The sequence below is a fragment of the Archangium sp. genome (assembly GCF_036388035.1).
In the GTDB taxonomy this organism is placed as follows: Bacteria; Myxococcota; Myxococcia; order Myxococcales; family Myxococcaceae; genus Archangium.
Genome location: NZ_DASVSO010000150.1, coordinates 1 through 13,023, shown reverse-complemented (window position 1 = coordinate 13,023; position 13,023 = coordinate 1). Strand labels below are relative to the sequence as shown.

The 13,023-nt window shown below is 68.7% G+C and carries 12 protein-coding genes; 7 read left to right on the top strand and 5 right to left on the bottom strand.

Translation table 11 applies throughout. From position 1 onward, the window contains the following. Positions 1-39: 39 nt before the first annotated feature. From VF697_RS06640 to VF697_RS06630, 3 genes are read right to left on the bottom strand one after another with little or no spacing between them, the layout of a single operon-like run. A complete protein-coding gene (locus VF697_RS06640) occupies positions 40-831 on the bottom strand; it encodes an ABC transporter permease (protein ID WP_331092648.1) in 792 nt (263 codons plus the stop codon). Positions 832-835: 4 nt separating this feature from the next. Further along, complete coding sequence (locus tag VF697_RS06635; protein ID WP_331092647.1) at positions 836-1,639, bottom strand: ABC transporter permease; 804 nt, start codon at positions 1,637-1,639, stop codon at positions 836-838. Beyond that, positions 1,636-2,631: an ATP-binding cassette domain-containing protein gene (locus tag VF697_RS06630; protein ID WP_331092646.1), complete on the bottom strand. Its 996-nt coding sequence runs from the start codon at positions 2,629-2,631 to the stop codon at positions 1,636-1,638. Before VF697_RS06630 ends, VF697_RS06635 begins: the two co-directional genes overlap by 4 nt. 70 nt (positions 2,632-2,701) lie before the next feature. Here VF697_RS06630 and VF697_RS06625 point away from each other — a divergent pair, with 70 nt between their 5' ends. From VF697_RS06625 to VF697_RS06610, 4 genes are all read left to right on the top strand, one after another. Beyond that, a complete protein-coding gene (locus VF697_RS06625) occupies positions 2,702-3,898 on the top strand; it encodes a small ribosomal subunit Rsm22 family protein (protein ID WP_331092645.1) in 1,197 nt (398 codons plus the stop codon). 52 nt (positions 3,899-3,950) lie between these two features. Further along, complete coding sequence (locus VF697_RS06620; RefSeq protein WP_331092644.1) at positions 3,951-4,400, top strand: DUF697 domain-containing protein; 450 nt, start codon at positions 3,951-3,953, stop codon at positions 4,398-4,400. A 23-nt stretch (positions 4,401-4,423) separates the two neighbouring features. Next, complete coding sequence (locus tag VF697_RS06615) at positions 4,424-5,632, top strand: hypothetical protein (protein WP_331092643.1); 1,209 nt, start codon at positions 4,424-4,426, stop codon at positions 5,630-5,632. Positions 5,633-5,980: 348 nt separating this feature from the next. Further along, a complete protein-coding gene (locus tag VF697_RS06610; RefSeq protein ID WP_331092642.1) occupies positions 5,981-7,828 on the top strand; it encodes a M4 family metallopeptidase in 1,848 nt (615 codons plus the stop codon). Between the two features lie 72 nt (positions 7,829-7,900). On the opposite strand, the gene VF697_RS06605 is transcribed toward VF697_RS06610, so the two are convergent. Beyond that, complete coding sequence (locus VF697_RS06605; protein ID WP_331092641.1) at positions 7,901-8,830, bottom strand: DUF72 domain-containing protein; 930 nt, start codon at positions 8,828-8,830, stop codon at positions 7,901-7,903. Between the two features lie 88 nt (positions 8,831-8,918). Then, the gene (locus tag VF697_RS06600; RefSeq protein ID WP_331092640.1) at positions 8,919-10,304 is read right to left on the bottom strand and encodes a M20/M25/M40 family metallo-hydrolase; all 1,386 of its coding nucleotides are present in this window, start codon (positions 10,302-10,304) and stop codon (positions 8,919-8,921) included. 144 nt (positions 10,305-10,448) lie between these two features. Here VF697_RS06600 and VF697_RS06595 point away from each other — a divergent pair, with 144 nt between their 5' ends. The 3 genes from VF697_RS06595 to VF697_RS06585 all read left to right on the top strand — a co-directional run. Further along, positions 10,449-10,820 carry a response regulator gene (locus tag VF697_RS06595; RefSeq protein WP_331092639.1) on the top strand — a complete coding sequence of 124 codons (372 nt, stop codon included), beginning with the start codon at positions 10,449-10,451 and terminating at the stop codon, positions 10,818-10,820. Between the two features lie 52 nt (positions 10,821-10,872). After that, a complete protein-coding gene (locus tag VF697_RS06590) occupies positions 10,873-11,736 on the top strand; it encodes a TIGR02266 family protein (protein ID WP_331092638.1) in 864 nt (287 codons plus the stop codon). 71 nt (positions 11,737-11,807) lie between these two features. Next, positions 11,808-13,023, top strand: a 1,216-nt coding sequence (locus tag VF697_RS06585; RefSeq protein WP_331092637.1) for a histidine kinase dimerization/phospho-acceptor domain-containing protein, incomplete at its 3' end; no start/stop codon positions are given.

Sequence of the window (13,023 nt, the reverse complement as noted above, 5' to 3'; positions counted from 1 at the left end):
CCCGCGTTGGTTGCGGGGGGGATTTTCCGCTGATTTTTTTCAGCTGCTCGCGGAGGTGTAGTGGCCGATGGAGTGCAGCCACACCCGGCGCGACACGAAGGCGAAGACGAGGGAGCCGACCACCGCCCACACCAGCGACGTCAGCGGCAGCCGGTCCAGCATGGCCTGCGCCGGGAAGGTGGTCATCACCGCCAGGGGAATCACGAAGGTGAAGAAGAAGGCCAGCACCCCGCGGAACACCGAGGCCGGCCAGCGCGCCGCGTCGAAGATGGACGTGAAGAAGTACGTCAGGTTGTCCACCTTCACCACGTAGAAGGCCGCGGCCACCGTGAGAATCCACAGCGAGTAGAGCAGCAGCACGCTCGTGCCCAGCAGCACCAGGGAGGCCAGCAGTCCCAGCAGGGACGGAAGCCGACCGATCAGCTGGAAGCCGTAGGCGAAGAGGCCGAGCCCCGCCAGCACGTTGATGGAGCGCCACGGGAGGAAGCGCGCGGTGGACACCAGGAACTGCGCGTCCGCGGGCTTGAGCAGCACGAAGTCCAGCGTCCCCTTGCGGATGTGCTCCACCACGCCGGTGAGGCTGGGGTTGATGGCGCCCTCCAGAATCCCCTGCAGCAGGGTGAACCACCCGATGACCAGCAGCGCCTCGCCGAAGCTCCACCCGGCGATGGTCTCCCGCTCGCGGAAGACGACGAAGAGGGGCGCCAGCGCGGTGGCCGTCCAGAAGAGGGAGATGATGCCCTCGATGACAAAGTCCCCGCGGTACTGGAGCGCGAGCAGACTCGAGGCGCGGAGTTGGACGCCGAGCAGGCGCAGGTAGCGACGCAGCATGTCCCTACCCTCCAAAGGCCGCGAAGCGCTTGAGGCCCCGCTTCCAGAGTCCCAGGCTGATGAGCAGCATCAACCCCACCCACAGCCACTGGCGCGCCAGCAGCCCGAACGCCTCGCCCAGCCCGTGCACGTTCGTCATCAACTCCACCGGCAGGCCAATCTGGTAGCGGAAGGGCAGCCAGTCCATGACGGTCCGCACCGTGGGCGGGAAGAGCTCCACCGGGTACAGGTAGCCGGAGCACACGAAGAAGAGCGCCAGCCACACATCCATCAGCTTGGTGCTGCTCTCCATGTAGAGGCTCATCGTGCCAATGGCCACATTGGCCAGGAAGGTGATGAGCCACCCCCCCAGGAGCGACATGAGGAAGAAGGCCCAGCCCCACGCCGTCTGGGGCACGGCCTGCCAGCCCACCGTGTACACCGCGAAGCTCGCCACCGGCACCACCACGAACAGCCGCATGGGCATCGCCCCGAGGTTCTCCGCCGCGTAGCCCCACAGCGGCGAGATGGGACGCAAGAGGCGCATGGCCAGCGTGCCCTGACGCACCTCGTAGTTGATCATCCACGCCGCCCAGGCGCCCGTCAGCTGCCGCACCACGAAGGCGGCCAGGAAGTAGCGCACGAAGTCCTGGGAGCCATAGCGGCCCACCGGCGCCTCCCGGGCCACCGCCGTCCACAGCGCCATCATGATGAGCGGCATGGTGGTGGACAGCACCCACACGAACATCTCCGCCCGGTAGGCCACCGCCTCGGAGAGGCCCACCCGCAGCAGCGTGGGCAGGGCACGCAACGTGCTGCGCGCGCTCATGCGCTCACCGTCTCCCGGCGCGCCTTGCTCTCGGCGAACAGCTCGCTCATGACCTCCTCCAGCGGCGCGTTCTCCACCGTCAGGTCCCGCACCGGCAGGGTCGAGAGCGCCCGGCTGACGGTGGCGTTGACGGCGTCCTGCGGCACCTGCAGCACCGCGGTGGCGTTGTCGTGCGTCACCACCTTGCCCAGCGGCGCCAGGGTGGCCGCGTCCACCGGTTGATTCAGGCGCAGCACCACCCGCTTCTCCGGCCGCACCCGCTGCACCAGCGCGTCCAGCCCTCCGTCATACGAGAGCTGGCCCTTGTCGATGACGATGACGCGCGGGCACAGCGCCGCCACGTCGTCCATGTAGTGGCTGGTGAGGATGAGCGTGGCCCCGTTGCGCTCGTTATAGGACTTGATGAAGGTCCGCATGGTGGCCTGCATGGACACGTCCAGGCCGATGGTGGGCTCGTCCAGGAAGAGCAGCTTGGGGCGGTGGATGAGCGCCGCGGCCAGCTCGCACTTCATCCGCTCGCCCAGCGAGAGCTGCCTCGCCGGCTTGCCGATGAGCTCCTCCAACTCCAGCAGCGTCACCAGCTCGTCCAGCGTCTGCTTGTACTGGACGCGGGGGACGTCGTAGATGGCGCGGTTGAGCTCGAACGTCTCGGAGGGCGGCAGGTCCCACAGCAGCTGCTGCTTCTGCCCCATCACCAGCATGATCTTCTTGAGGAACGCGTCCTCGCGGTGGCGGGGAACGTGGCCATCCACCAGCACCTCGCCGCTCGACGGGTGGAGCAGACCGGACAGCACCTTGAGGGTGGTGGTCTTCCCTGCCCCGTTGGGCCCCAGGAAGCCGACGCGCTCCCCGGGTTTGATCTCGAAAGAGATGCCATCCACGGCCTTCACGGTGGTGTAGGTACGGTGGACGACGGAGCGGAGGGCGGCCATGAGGCCGGGCGGGCGCTTGTGGACCTGGTAGTGCTTGCGCAGGTCTCGGACGGAAATCATTCGGACAGGGTTTAACGCGGTTGCCCGAAAGAGGCGACCCCAGAACTTGGATTCGGGAAGGCAGGGGCGGATGAGTGGCGCTTACGGCAAGGACCTGGAGCGGTGGATACCGCGGCTGATCGCCGTGTGGCGCCAGGCACGCAATCGGGGAGACGGGCCGGAGACCCGCCTGACGCCTCAAGAGGTGAAGGAGGTGGGAGCGGGCGTGAAGCAGCTCTCCCTCGGCCTGACACGCGACCGGAAGCTGGCCGGGGCGCGGTACATGGACGACCCGAAGCTGCTGGGTGCCTACCTGCTCTTCTACTGGCCTGTCTCCTATGCCCAGGCCCGCGAGGCCCTGGGGGAACTGCCCAACCGGCCGCGCAGCGTGCTGGACCTGGGCAGCGGCCCGGGCCCGATGGCCTTCGCCGCACTGGACGCGGGAGCCGCCGAGGTGACGGCCGCGGACCGGAGCAAGCCGGCGTTGACGCTCGCCCGGTCGCTCGCGACGGAGGCGGGCGAGGCGCTCGCCACCCGGGAGTGGGACCCCCTGCGCAAGGCCCCTCCCCCCGAGGGCAAGTACGACCTCATCACCATGGGCCACGTCCTCAACGAGCTGTACGGCTCGGGGGACGAGGCGGTGAAGCCACGCGCGGCGCTGCTGGAGCAGGTGCTGGCGCAGGTGAAGCCGGGCGGGAGCCTGCTGGTGCTGGAGCCCGCGCTGCGCGAGACGTCGCGGCTGCTGCTGAAGGTGCGGGACGCGATGGTGGAGAAGGGCTACGCCATCCGCGCGCCGTGCATGTACCGGGGGGCGTGCCCCGCGCTGGTGAAGGAGAGCGACTGGTGCCACGCGGAGCGCGACTGGCCGGTGCCCCGGGTGGTGGAGGAGATCGCCAAGGCGGCGGGGCTCCACAAGGAGTCGCTGAAGATGAGCTACCTGATGCTGGCCCCCCAGGGCGAGGGCTGGCCGGAGCCGAGGCCCGAGCGGCTCTTCCGCATCGTGTCCGAGTCGCTCGAGGGCAAGGGGCGGCAGCGCTTCATCGGCTGTGGCTCCGAGGGCCGCGTGGGGCTGGCGCTGCAGGAGAAGCACCGCAACGAGAAGAACGAGCGCTTCTTCAAGCTGCACCGGGGGGACGTCATCTCGGTGACGAACACGGAGCCGAAGGGAGACGGGCTCGGGCTGAACGACACCTCGGAGGTGAAGGTGGTGGCCTACGCGGGCAAGGGCGTCCCCCCGGCGCCGAAGACCCCTCCCCCCTCGGAAGAGGGGAAGGGAGAGGGAAGCTGAGCGGGACTTCCGGTAAGGTGTCCCCCACGAGTTCCACCCAAGGGGGACACCCATGAACGCGGAGAAGGCGGCACGAGGCTGGGTCGAGGAGAGCGCATTGCGCGCGGCGGGCGCGGCGGCCATTCCGATTCCCGTGCCCGGCGCCCACACGGCGGTCACGTCGGCCATCGAGGCCTACATGATCTACCATGTGGCCGGTATCTACGGAGAGAAGCTCACGCTCGGCGAGGCGCTCGCCCTCATCCCCACGCTCGGCGCGGGCATCGTCGCGCGCAAGACGGCCACGGCGATCGTGGGCGAGACGGTGGGCTGGATTCCCGTCGCCGGCTGGCTCCTCAAGGGCGCGGCGAGCGGAGGCACCGCCTTCGCCATGGGCGTCGCCGCCGTGAACTACTTCGAGAAGAAGTACCCCCAGCGCCAGGCCGCCCCCTTCGAGACCGCCTCCATCAAGGATTGGGTGATGGCCGCGGTGGCGCAGCTCGGCAACACGGCGAAGAAGTAGGGCCCGTTCTCCGAGGGCAATGGATGGCGACGTACAACATCTCCCTGGCGGATCTGCGGCAGGACATCGCCGGGCTCATCCCAGCCGGCCTCGTCCTGAGCTGGAACGGGCAGGAGAAGACCTCCGCCCGACACGACCAGCTCCTGGCCCCCTTCCGGGTCCGGGGCACGGTTGTGTCCACGGACTCGGCGGGACTCTCCAGGCTGACCCAGCGCTACACCCTGGCCCAGGTGATGAAGCTCATCTCCGAGCCCAAGGAAGTCATCCACTCCTACGGGAGCGCGATCGGCGGCGAAGCCATCGGCATCTGGGCGGCGGACAACTCGCAGATGTTCTTCGCGGAGACGATCGCCCCGTCGCGGGTCGTCGCGCAGATGCTCGCGGCGCAGGCCCGGATCAAATCCCTGCGGGTCCAGGTCGGCATCGGCATCCACGGGTGCGAGTGTTACAAGGTCGGCGGCGGGCTCTTCGGCGAAGGCGCTGAGTTCATCGAGGCCATCGCGGAGGACAAGACCTCGGGAGGAGAGCTCGTCGTGTCCGAGGCCATCCTCGAGCACCTCACGGGCCCGGTCCGCGACGCGGCGCGGCTGCGCGAAGATCTCCAGAACGAGGGCGCACTGTGGTCGCTGACGGGCGCGCCGGGAGCCCTGGAAGTCGTCGAGGGAAACAACCCCCACTACCCGACGCCCTTCGACGCGGCCTTCTTCGAGCGGCTGCGCTCGACGCCCCTGGAGGTGCTCGGGACGGAGGCGTTTCCCGAGTACCGGAAGACCGGGACGGTGGCCTTCGTGAAGGTGGCCCACAGCCCGCGGAAGTTCCTGCTGGACTCGTTCACGGACATGTCGCTCATCGACCTCGCCGTCCGTCGCATCGCCGCGTCCCATGGGGCGGACGTCGTGAAATCCAACGGCACCCTGGCGATCGTGCTCTTCGACGAGGGACGTGGAGCGGTCGCGTTCGCGCGCGACCTCATCGAGGAGCATCGCGCCCTGGGCTTCAGCGCCCACGTCGGACTGACGCAGGGCGAGGTCTACCTCTTTCCGCTCGCCGACGAGGAGCGGGAGATCGCCGGCCATCCCGTCAACATCGCCTCCAAGCTCGCGGAGGACTCGGGCCTGGCGGGAGTCCTCGTCGAGAGCTCCGTCGCGCTCGGAGCGCTCGTCAACGAAGGCGAGCCCTTCCGTCTGACCCTCTCGAACGTCGAGCTGACCGGGCGTCGCATCCCGGTCTGAGACTCCGCGCGTCAGGTCCAGACTTCCCTGGAAGGACAGCGTGTAGGCGGCCAAGACCCAAGGTCCTCAAGACTCGTACAGAGGGTCTGTCCTGAAACAAGACAGCCTCGTACTGAATCAGGACACCCCCCTTTTGTTTTCATAACCAACTGAAATCATGGGAGCTTGTTCCACCCCTGTAAAGGCTCAATACAGCCCTGGGCGCGTTGCGCGCGACATCCACGCTCCACTGTGCTGGCCGCATGAGCTGTAAAGGCCGGGATTCCCACGATTTATCGGTTGGCCCGATCCCTGCTTAAGGGTTGAGTGCCCGACGGCACCTCGCCGTTGGCCAGGAGGAACCCCCCCTTGGTTCGCACTCGCTTCCTTGCCGCCGCGCTGCTCGCCCTTCCCCTCGCCGCTTGCGAGGTCGACAACTCCCAGGTTGCCCCTGGCGCCGAGAAGTTCGACGAGCTCGGTGACATCCGCGCGGCTCTCGCCGCGCTGCCCTCCGCCGAGGTCGCCGGTCAGAACGACGACGGCGTGCCCTTCATGATCAAGGGCCGTCTGGGCGACTCCACCTCGCTGGCCGCCATCGCCCCCGCCTTCCGCCTGAGCGCCACCGACCTGGTGGTCACGCGCGTGAGCGTGGACGAGCAGGGCAACACCCACACCCGCTACGCCCAGACCAAGAACGGCCTGCCGGTGGTCGGCGGTGAGCTCATCATCCACAAGGACTCGGCTGGCAAGGTCTACGCGGCCAACAGCTCGGCGCGCGACGGCGAGGTTGCCCCCGCCAAGGCCCGCATCTCCCCGGAGGCCGCCAAGGCCGCCGCCCTGGACAGCACCGTGGGCAGCCACATCGCCGCCGAGGGCGAGCCCCGCCTGGTGTACGTGCGCAGCGAGACGGACAACAAGCTGAAGCTGGCCTACGAGGTGGTGGTGTCCGGCGAGGGCCGTGACCTGCCCATCCGTGACCACGTGTTCGTCAGCGCGCTGGACGGCTCCGAGCTCAACCGCACCACGGACATCCACTCCGCGATGAACCGCGCGGTGTACTCGGGCAACAACACCACCTCGCTGCCCGGCACGCTCAAGCGCTCCGAGGGTGGCGCGGCCACCGGTGACGCCCACGTGGACGACAACTACACGCACCTGGGCACCACCTACCAGTGCTACTCGGCCAACTTCGGCCGTGACTCGTACAACGCCGCGGGCGCGCAGCTGAAGAGCACGGTGCACCACAGCACCAACTACACCAACGCCTTCTGGAACGGCAGCCAGATGGTGTACGGCGACAGCGATGGCGTGCAGTCCGCGCCCCTGGGCAAGTCGCTGGACGTGACGGTGCACGAGCTGACCCACGCGGTGACCAGCTCCGAGTCCAACCTCACCTACTCCAACGAGTCCGGCGCGCTCAACGAGGGCATGAGCGACATCTTCGCCGCCTACTGCGAGTCCTGGAAGCTGGGCTGGACCGTTCCCGCCTCGGTGTGGATGATCGGCGACGACGTGTGGACGCCGGGCACCGCGGGTGACGCGCTCCGCTACATGGCCAACCCCACGCAGGACGGCTCGTCGAAGGACTACTACCCGACGCGCTACACGGGCACCTCCGACAACGGCGGCGTGCACTGGAACTCGGGCATCGCCAACCTGGCGTTCAAGCTCCTGTCCACGGGCGGCACCCACCCGCGCGGCGTGACCACCACCAACGTGGTGGGCATCGGCATCCAGCAGGCCGGCGCCATCTTCTACCGCGCCAACCGTGACCTCTTCACGGCCTCCACCACCTTCGCCCAGGCGAAGACCTACACCGAGCAGGCCGCTTCGGCGCTCGGCTACAGCGTGGCGTCCGTGACGCAGGCCTGGGAGGCCGTGGGCGTGGGCGTGGCGGTCCCCTCCACCGCGCTGACCAACGGCGTGGCCATCACCGGCATCGGTGGCTCCACGGGCAGCCAGAAGTTCTACCACCTGGACGTCCCGGCCTCGAAGGCCGTGACCTTCACCACCTCCGGTGGCACGGGTGACGTGGACCTGTACGTGAAGTTCGGCGCGCAGCCCTCCACCTCCTCGTACGACTGCCGTCCGTACCTCTCCGGCAACGCCGAGACGTGCAACATGGCCGCGAAGACCACCTCCGGCCGCTACCACGTGCTGCTGAACGCCTACAGCACCTACTCGTCCGTCTCGCTCAAGGGCGCCTACACGCCGTAAGCGCTGACACAGCCTCGAGCTGAACGGCCCCTGGGAGGCATCGCCTCCCAGGGGCTTCGTCTTTTCGAGGCCTCACCGCTCATCACCGCGCTTCAACTGGCGGAGCAGCTCGCGCGCGTTCTTGATCGCGTAGCCCTCGCGGTCGTTGTTGAAGTACGCCCAGACGCGCCTGGCCCCGCTCTCGCGGATGCGCCGCACCCACACGGCCAGCTCGTCCTTCGTGTAGTCGTGCCGGTACCACCGCGTCGTCCCGTGGAAGCGCACGTACACGTCGTCCGCCGTGCGCACCAGCTCGTCCGGCAACCGGGGCCCGCTGCACGAGCAGAAGGCCACCTTCGCCTCCCGGAACGCGTCGAACACCCGCTCGTTCCACCAGCTCTTGTGCCGGAACTCCACCACGTTGCGCCGCGTCGGCTCGAGCTGGGCGAGCAGCGTCCTCAACCGCGCCGGCGAGTAGTGGTAGCTCGGCGGCAGCTGGAACAGGAAGCAGCCCATGCGCGGGCCGAGGAGGTCCGCGATGTGCCCGAAGTCCCGCACGAGCGTCTTCGTCCCGACGAACCGCTTCACATGGGTGATGAGCTCCGACACCTTCACGGTGTAGACGAACTGGCGCCGCCCCGCCTGCCGCACCCAGGTGTTCACCGTCGCCACCGTGGGCCAGGCGTAGAACGGGGCATTGAGCTCCACCGTCTTGAACTGCTCGGCGTAGTGCTCGAACCACCGGCTGCTCGGCAGCCCTGGCGGGTAGAAGCGCTCCTTCCAGTGCCAGTAGAACCACCCCGAGCAACCGACGTGAATCTCCGGCTGCCGGCCCCGTGGCCCTGCCCTGGCCACCTTCTTGGGGGAGACATCCCGAGTGGCCACCTCCCGCTCGTACGCTAGGCGGGCCTCATGCATCCGCTTGGCGCGGCCGACGTTCGCCACTCGCTGCTTGTCCCGACGGGCCTGCCGCCGGGCCCGCCGCTCGAGGAGCCGCTGACGCTCTGTTTCCGCTTCGGTCACCCGCGGAATCTAGGAACGGGCGGCCGGGGCTTCTGGAGGTGCCCCGCGGCCGCCCCGCTCCTCTGCTGGATGATGAACGCCTCGGTGGCTACTTCAGCTCCTTCGCCAGCTCCTCGTAGAGGTGGATGGCGCTGCGCACCGCCTTGTCCCAGTCCCCCAGGTGAAGGCTCTCGTTCTCCGAGTGCGCGTTGGTGTACGGGTCCTCCACGCCGATGAGCAGCGCCGGCACGCCGCCCAGCTCCTTGGCGAACGGCTCCACGAAGGGGATCGACGCGCCGCATCCAATGGCCACCGGCTCCGTGCCATAGCCCTTGCGCAGCGCGCGAAAAGCCGCCTGGAAGGCCGGATGCGAAATGTCTGTGAACCAAGGACCTGACGGCGGGTCTGCCTTGATATGCAGCTCCAATCCCCAGGGCAGCACCTTCTCGAGGTGCTCCACCAGCCGCTTCTGTACGTCCTGGGCGTCCATGTCGGGAACGACGCGGATGCCCACGCGAGCCCAGGCCGTGTCGCAGATGATGTTGCGCGCGTCCTTGCGGCTGCTGGCCTGGATGGCGTTGATGGCCAGCGCCGGCTGCCGCCAGTTCATCTCCCAGGGGTGGCGCCCGCCCAGCAGCTGCGCCCCCTTCACCATGCCCACCTGCTGCTTGAAGTGCTCCGCGTCACCCGGCAGCGACTGGATGCTCTTGCGCTCGGCCTCGCTGAGCGGGCGCACCTTGTCGGAGATGCCCTCGATGGCGATGGAGCCGTCCGGGTTCGTCAGCGTCGCCAGCATCCGGCACAGCGCCATGACGGGGTCGGGCACCGGCCCGCCCCACATTCCCGAGTGCACCGCCTGCTTGAAGCCGCGCACCTCCACGTCCACCGTCACCAGCCCGCGCAGCGCCGTGGTGATGGAGGGCAGCCCGGTGTCGAAGTTCGTCGTGTCCGTCAGCACGATGGCGTCGGCCTTCAGCAGCGCCGTGTGCTTCTGGAGAAAGGCGCCGAGGTGCTCGCTGCCCACCTCTTCCTCGCCCTCGATGATGACCTTCACGTTGAGTGGCAGACTCCCCGTGCCCTCGAGCCACGCGTCCACCGCCGAGGTGTGCACCACGATGCCCGCCTTGTCGTCCGCCGAGCCTCGACCGAACAGGCGCCCGTCGCGCTCCTGCGGCTCAAAGGGCGGGCTCTTCCACGCCGCCGCGTCTCCCGCCGGCTGCACGTCATGGTGCGCGTACAGCAGCAGCGTGGGTTTGCCGGGGGCCTTCAAAACCTCGCCATACACGTAGGGGTGCGCGCCTTCGATCTCCAGCAGCTGCACGTTTTCGAAGCCACGCGACTTCAACAGCCTCGCTGTCGCTTCGGCGCTCGCACGCACGTGAGCGGGATCGAATCCGTCGAAGGACACACTGGGAATGCGCACCAGTTCCTTCAAATCTTCGAGGTAGCTGTTCTTCCGCGAGTCGAAATGGGCCAGGGCCTTGTCGGTGGACATGCTCCCTCCCTTACTCCAAAAGCAGGCGGAGTCGCGCCGTGCGCGTCGACCTCGCGTCCAGCACTCTTCACCGCGCGTTCAGCGCTGCACGGCTTTTCACGGTGCACGGGCATTCGCGCGCCATCCGCCCTATCATTCATGAGCATGTCTACCCCCACCCTGCTGCTCGTCGACGACGACAAGTTCGTCCGCAACCTCCTCAAGGATGCCATCCAGGAGAGTGGTCTCGAGGTGAGACTCCTCGAGGCCTCGGATGGACAGGAGGGCCTGGAGGTGGCCACGCGGGAGCGCCCCGCGGTGATGCTGCTGGACCTCTTCATGCCCCGGCGCAGCGGGCTGGAGGTGCTGGCCGCCATGAAGGAGTCCTCTCCGGACACGCGGGTGCTCATCATCAGCAGCATGGATGCCGAGCCGGTGGTGGAGCAGGCGATGTCCGCCGGGGCGGTGGGCTTCGTCGGCAAGCCCTTCCACCCTTTGGAGATCGCCCACGCCGTCCGCCAGGCCCTGGCACACTGATTCCCGAGGTAAGCGCATGTCGAGCTACTGGATTGGAGATTCCCTTGGTCGCGTGCTGGGGCCCCTGACGCTCCAGGCGTTGCGGGACCTCATCGGCACGGGGCGGCTCAAGGCCGTCACCCGTGCCTCGCGTGACGGCACCTCGTGGGAGCCCATCGAGAACTTCAACGAGGTGAGGGACCTGCTCGCGGCGGCCAGCACGTCCAACCCCGCCGCCGAGCAGCAACAGGCCGAGCACCTGCGGCAGCAGGTGCAGAACCTGCGGAACGCCCCGGCCCACCAGGTCTTCGGCGTGAAGCCCGACGCCCCGCTGGAGGAGCTGCGCGGCGCCTTCTTCCGCCTGGCCAAGCGCTACTCGCCGGAGCACCTGGCCGCCGACACCCACCCCGAGCTGCGCAAGGCCCACACGGAGATCTTCGAGCTGCTCGCGCGCCGCATGCGCGAGGTGGAGGCGCAGCTCACCCCGCGCTCCACGCCCCTGGCCCGCACGGCGACTCCCGCCCACGGGCGCGCCGCCGTGCAGCAGGCGGCTGCTGGCTACACCTACGCGGCCGAGGAGTTCGTCGGGCTGCAGATGACGCGCAACGAGCGGCTCCAGGTCGACATCAAGGTGTCCACGCGCAACGCGGGCATCTTCACCGACCACCGCATCATCAACCTGCAGGCCGGTGGCCTCTTCATCTCCACGGACAAGCCGCTCAAGCTGGGGACGCGTGTGGAGCTGGTGCTCAACTTCGAGCAGCCGCAGCGTCAAATCAAGCTGCGCAGCTCCGTCATCTGGGAGTACACGCAGAACGACGGCAAGCAGCCGCGCGGCTATGGGCTCGGTCTGGCGGATCTGCGCGCCGAGGAGCGGGGCTTCCTCGATGAGTTCCTCCGCACCAGCCGGACCGTGGCCTCTACCTCCTCCCGCTGAGGAACACCGCGGCCAGCACGAGGCAGCTGGCCGCTACCCCGGGAGGGATTGTGTCCGGCCAGGAGGAAGCAGTGTCCGACACGGCTGAGTACCGGCCACTCGATGGGCTCCCGGTGCCGGCCCTGGTGGTGCGCGGCGACCTGGTGACGTACGCCAACCCGGCGCTGCTGACGCTCGTCGGTATTGGCCTGGAGGAGCTGCGCGCCACCCCGATGTCGAAGTTGCTGGCCCGCTTCATCCCTCAGGATCGCTCGTGGCTGGAGCCGATGCACGAGCGCTTCACGCGCGGGGAGACGTACCCCGACACGATGTGGCTGCGCGTGCGCGTGGCGGGAGGCCAGGAGCGCACCTACTGCGTGCGCCAGGGAGGCGGGCTGCATGCGCAGGACGCACTGTTCCTCTGGCTCGACGCCGAGGGCGAGGCCAGCATGCGGCGGCTCACCGAGGCACTCGTCACGGCCGCCGGGGAGCTGGTGCGCTGCCGCGACGAGCGGGCCGTGCTGGAGACGGCCGTCGAGGCCATCCACCGGCAGGGCTTCCTCGTGACGGTGATGCTGCTGGAGGGGGACGCGCTCGTCCACGGGCCCATGCGCCAGGACCCCGCCCAGGTGGCCGCCGCCGAGCGGCTCTACGGACGCCCCATCCACGAGGTGCGCTTCCCCCGCTCCAGCCTGCCGCACCTCGAGGAGGTCTTCGCCCAGCGCAAGGCGGCGTTCCACAATGACTTCCACCGGACGCTGAAGGGCTTCCACCAGGAGGAGATGCTGGAGCGGCTGAGGAGTGCCCACCCCGTCGTCCGGGCCCTGGATGCCCCCATCCTGGTGGAGGAGACGCCCTACGGCGTCCTGTCCGTCCAGGGCGAGGCGCTGACGCCAGCGAGCGCGGCCACGCTGGAGCTGTTCGCGCGGCAGGTGGGTGGAGCGCTGGAGAACGTGCGCCACCACCGGCTCGCCGCCGCGCGGCTGGCCGAGCTGTCGCGGCTGCAGGCGGAGCTGGTGGCGCAGGAGCGGCTGACGGTGCTCGGCGAGGCCGCGGGCGTGGTGGCCCACGAGGTGCGCAACCCCCTGGGCGCCATCCTCAACGCCGTGGCGGTGCTCAAGCGGGACAAGCTGGGCCCCGTGGGCAGCAGCGCGGTGGAGATGCTGGAGGAGGAGGCCACGCGGCTGGACGCGATGGTGCGCGACCTGTTGGACGTGGTGCGTCCGATGGAGCCCCGGCCGCGCCCGCTGCACCTGGGCGAGCTGGCCCGACGCACGGTGGAGCTCTTCCGGGAGCGGAGGGAGCTCG

Coding starts and splice junctions, on each gene's coding strand:
- VF697_RS06600 (WP_331092640.1), bottom strand. CDS start 10,304: ATGTCCACCGACAAGGCCCTGGCCCATTTCGACTCGCGGAAGAACAGC.
- VF697_RS06620 (WP_331092644.1), top strand. CDS start 3,951: ATGAACGCGGAGAAGGCGGCACGAGGCTGGGTCGAGGAGAGCGCATTG.
- VF697_RS06625 (WP_331092645.1), top strand. CDS start 2,702: ATGAGTGGCGCTTACGGCAAGGACCTGGAGCGGTGGATACCGCGGCTG.
- VF697_RS06595 (WP_331092639.1), top strand. CDS start 10,449: ATGTCTACCCCCACCCTGCTGCTCGTCGACGACGACAAGTTCGTCCGC.
- VF697_RS06615 (WP_331092643.1), top strand. CDS start 4,424: ATGGCGACGTACAACATCTCCCTGGCGGATCTGCGGCAGGACATCGCC.
- VF697_RS06630 (WP_331092646.1), bottom strand. CDS start 2,631: ATGATTTCCGTCCGAGACCTGCGCAAGCACTACCAGGTCCACAAGCGC.
- VF697_RS06640 (WP_331092648.1), bottom strand. CDS start 831: ATGCTGCGTCGCTACCTGCGCCTGCTCGGCGTCCAACTCCGCGCCTCG.
- VF697_RS06635 (WP_331092647.1), bottom strand. CDS start 1,639: ATGAGCGCGCGCAGCACGTTGCGTGCCCTGCCCACGCTGCTGCGGGTG.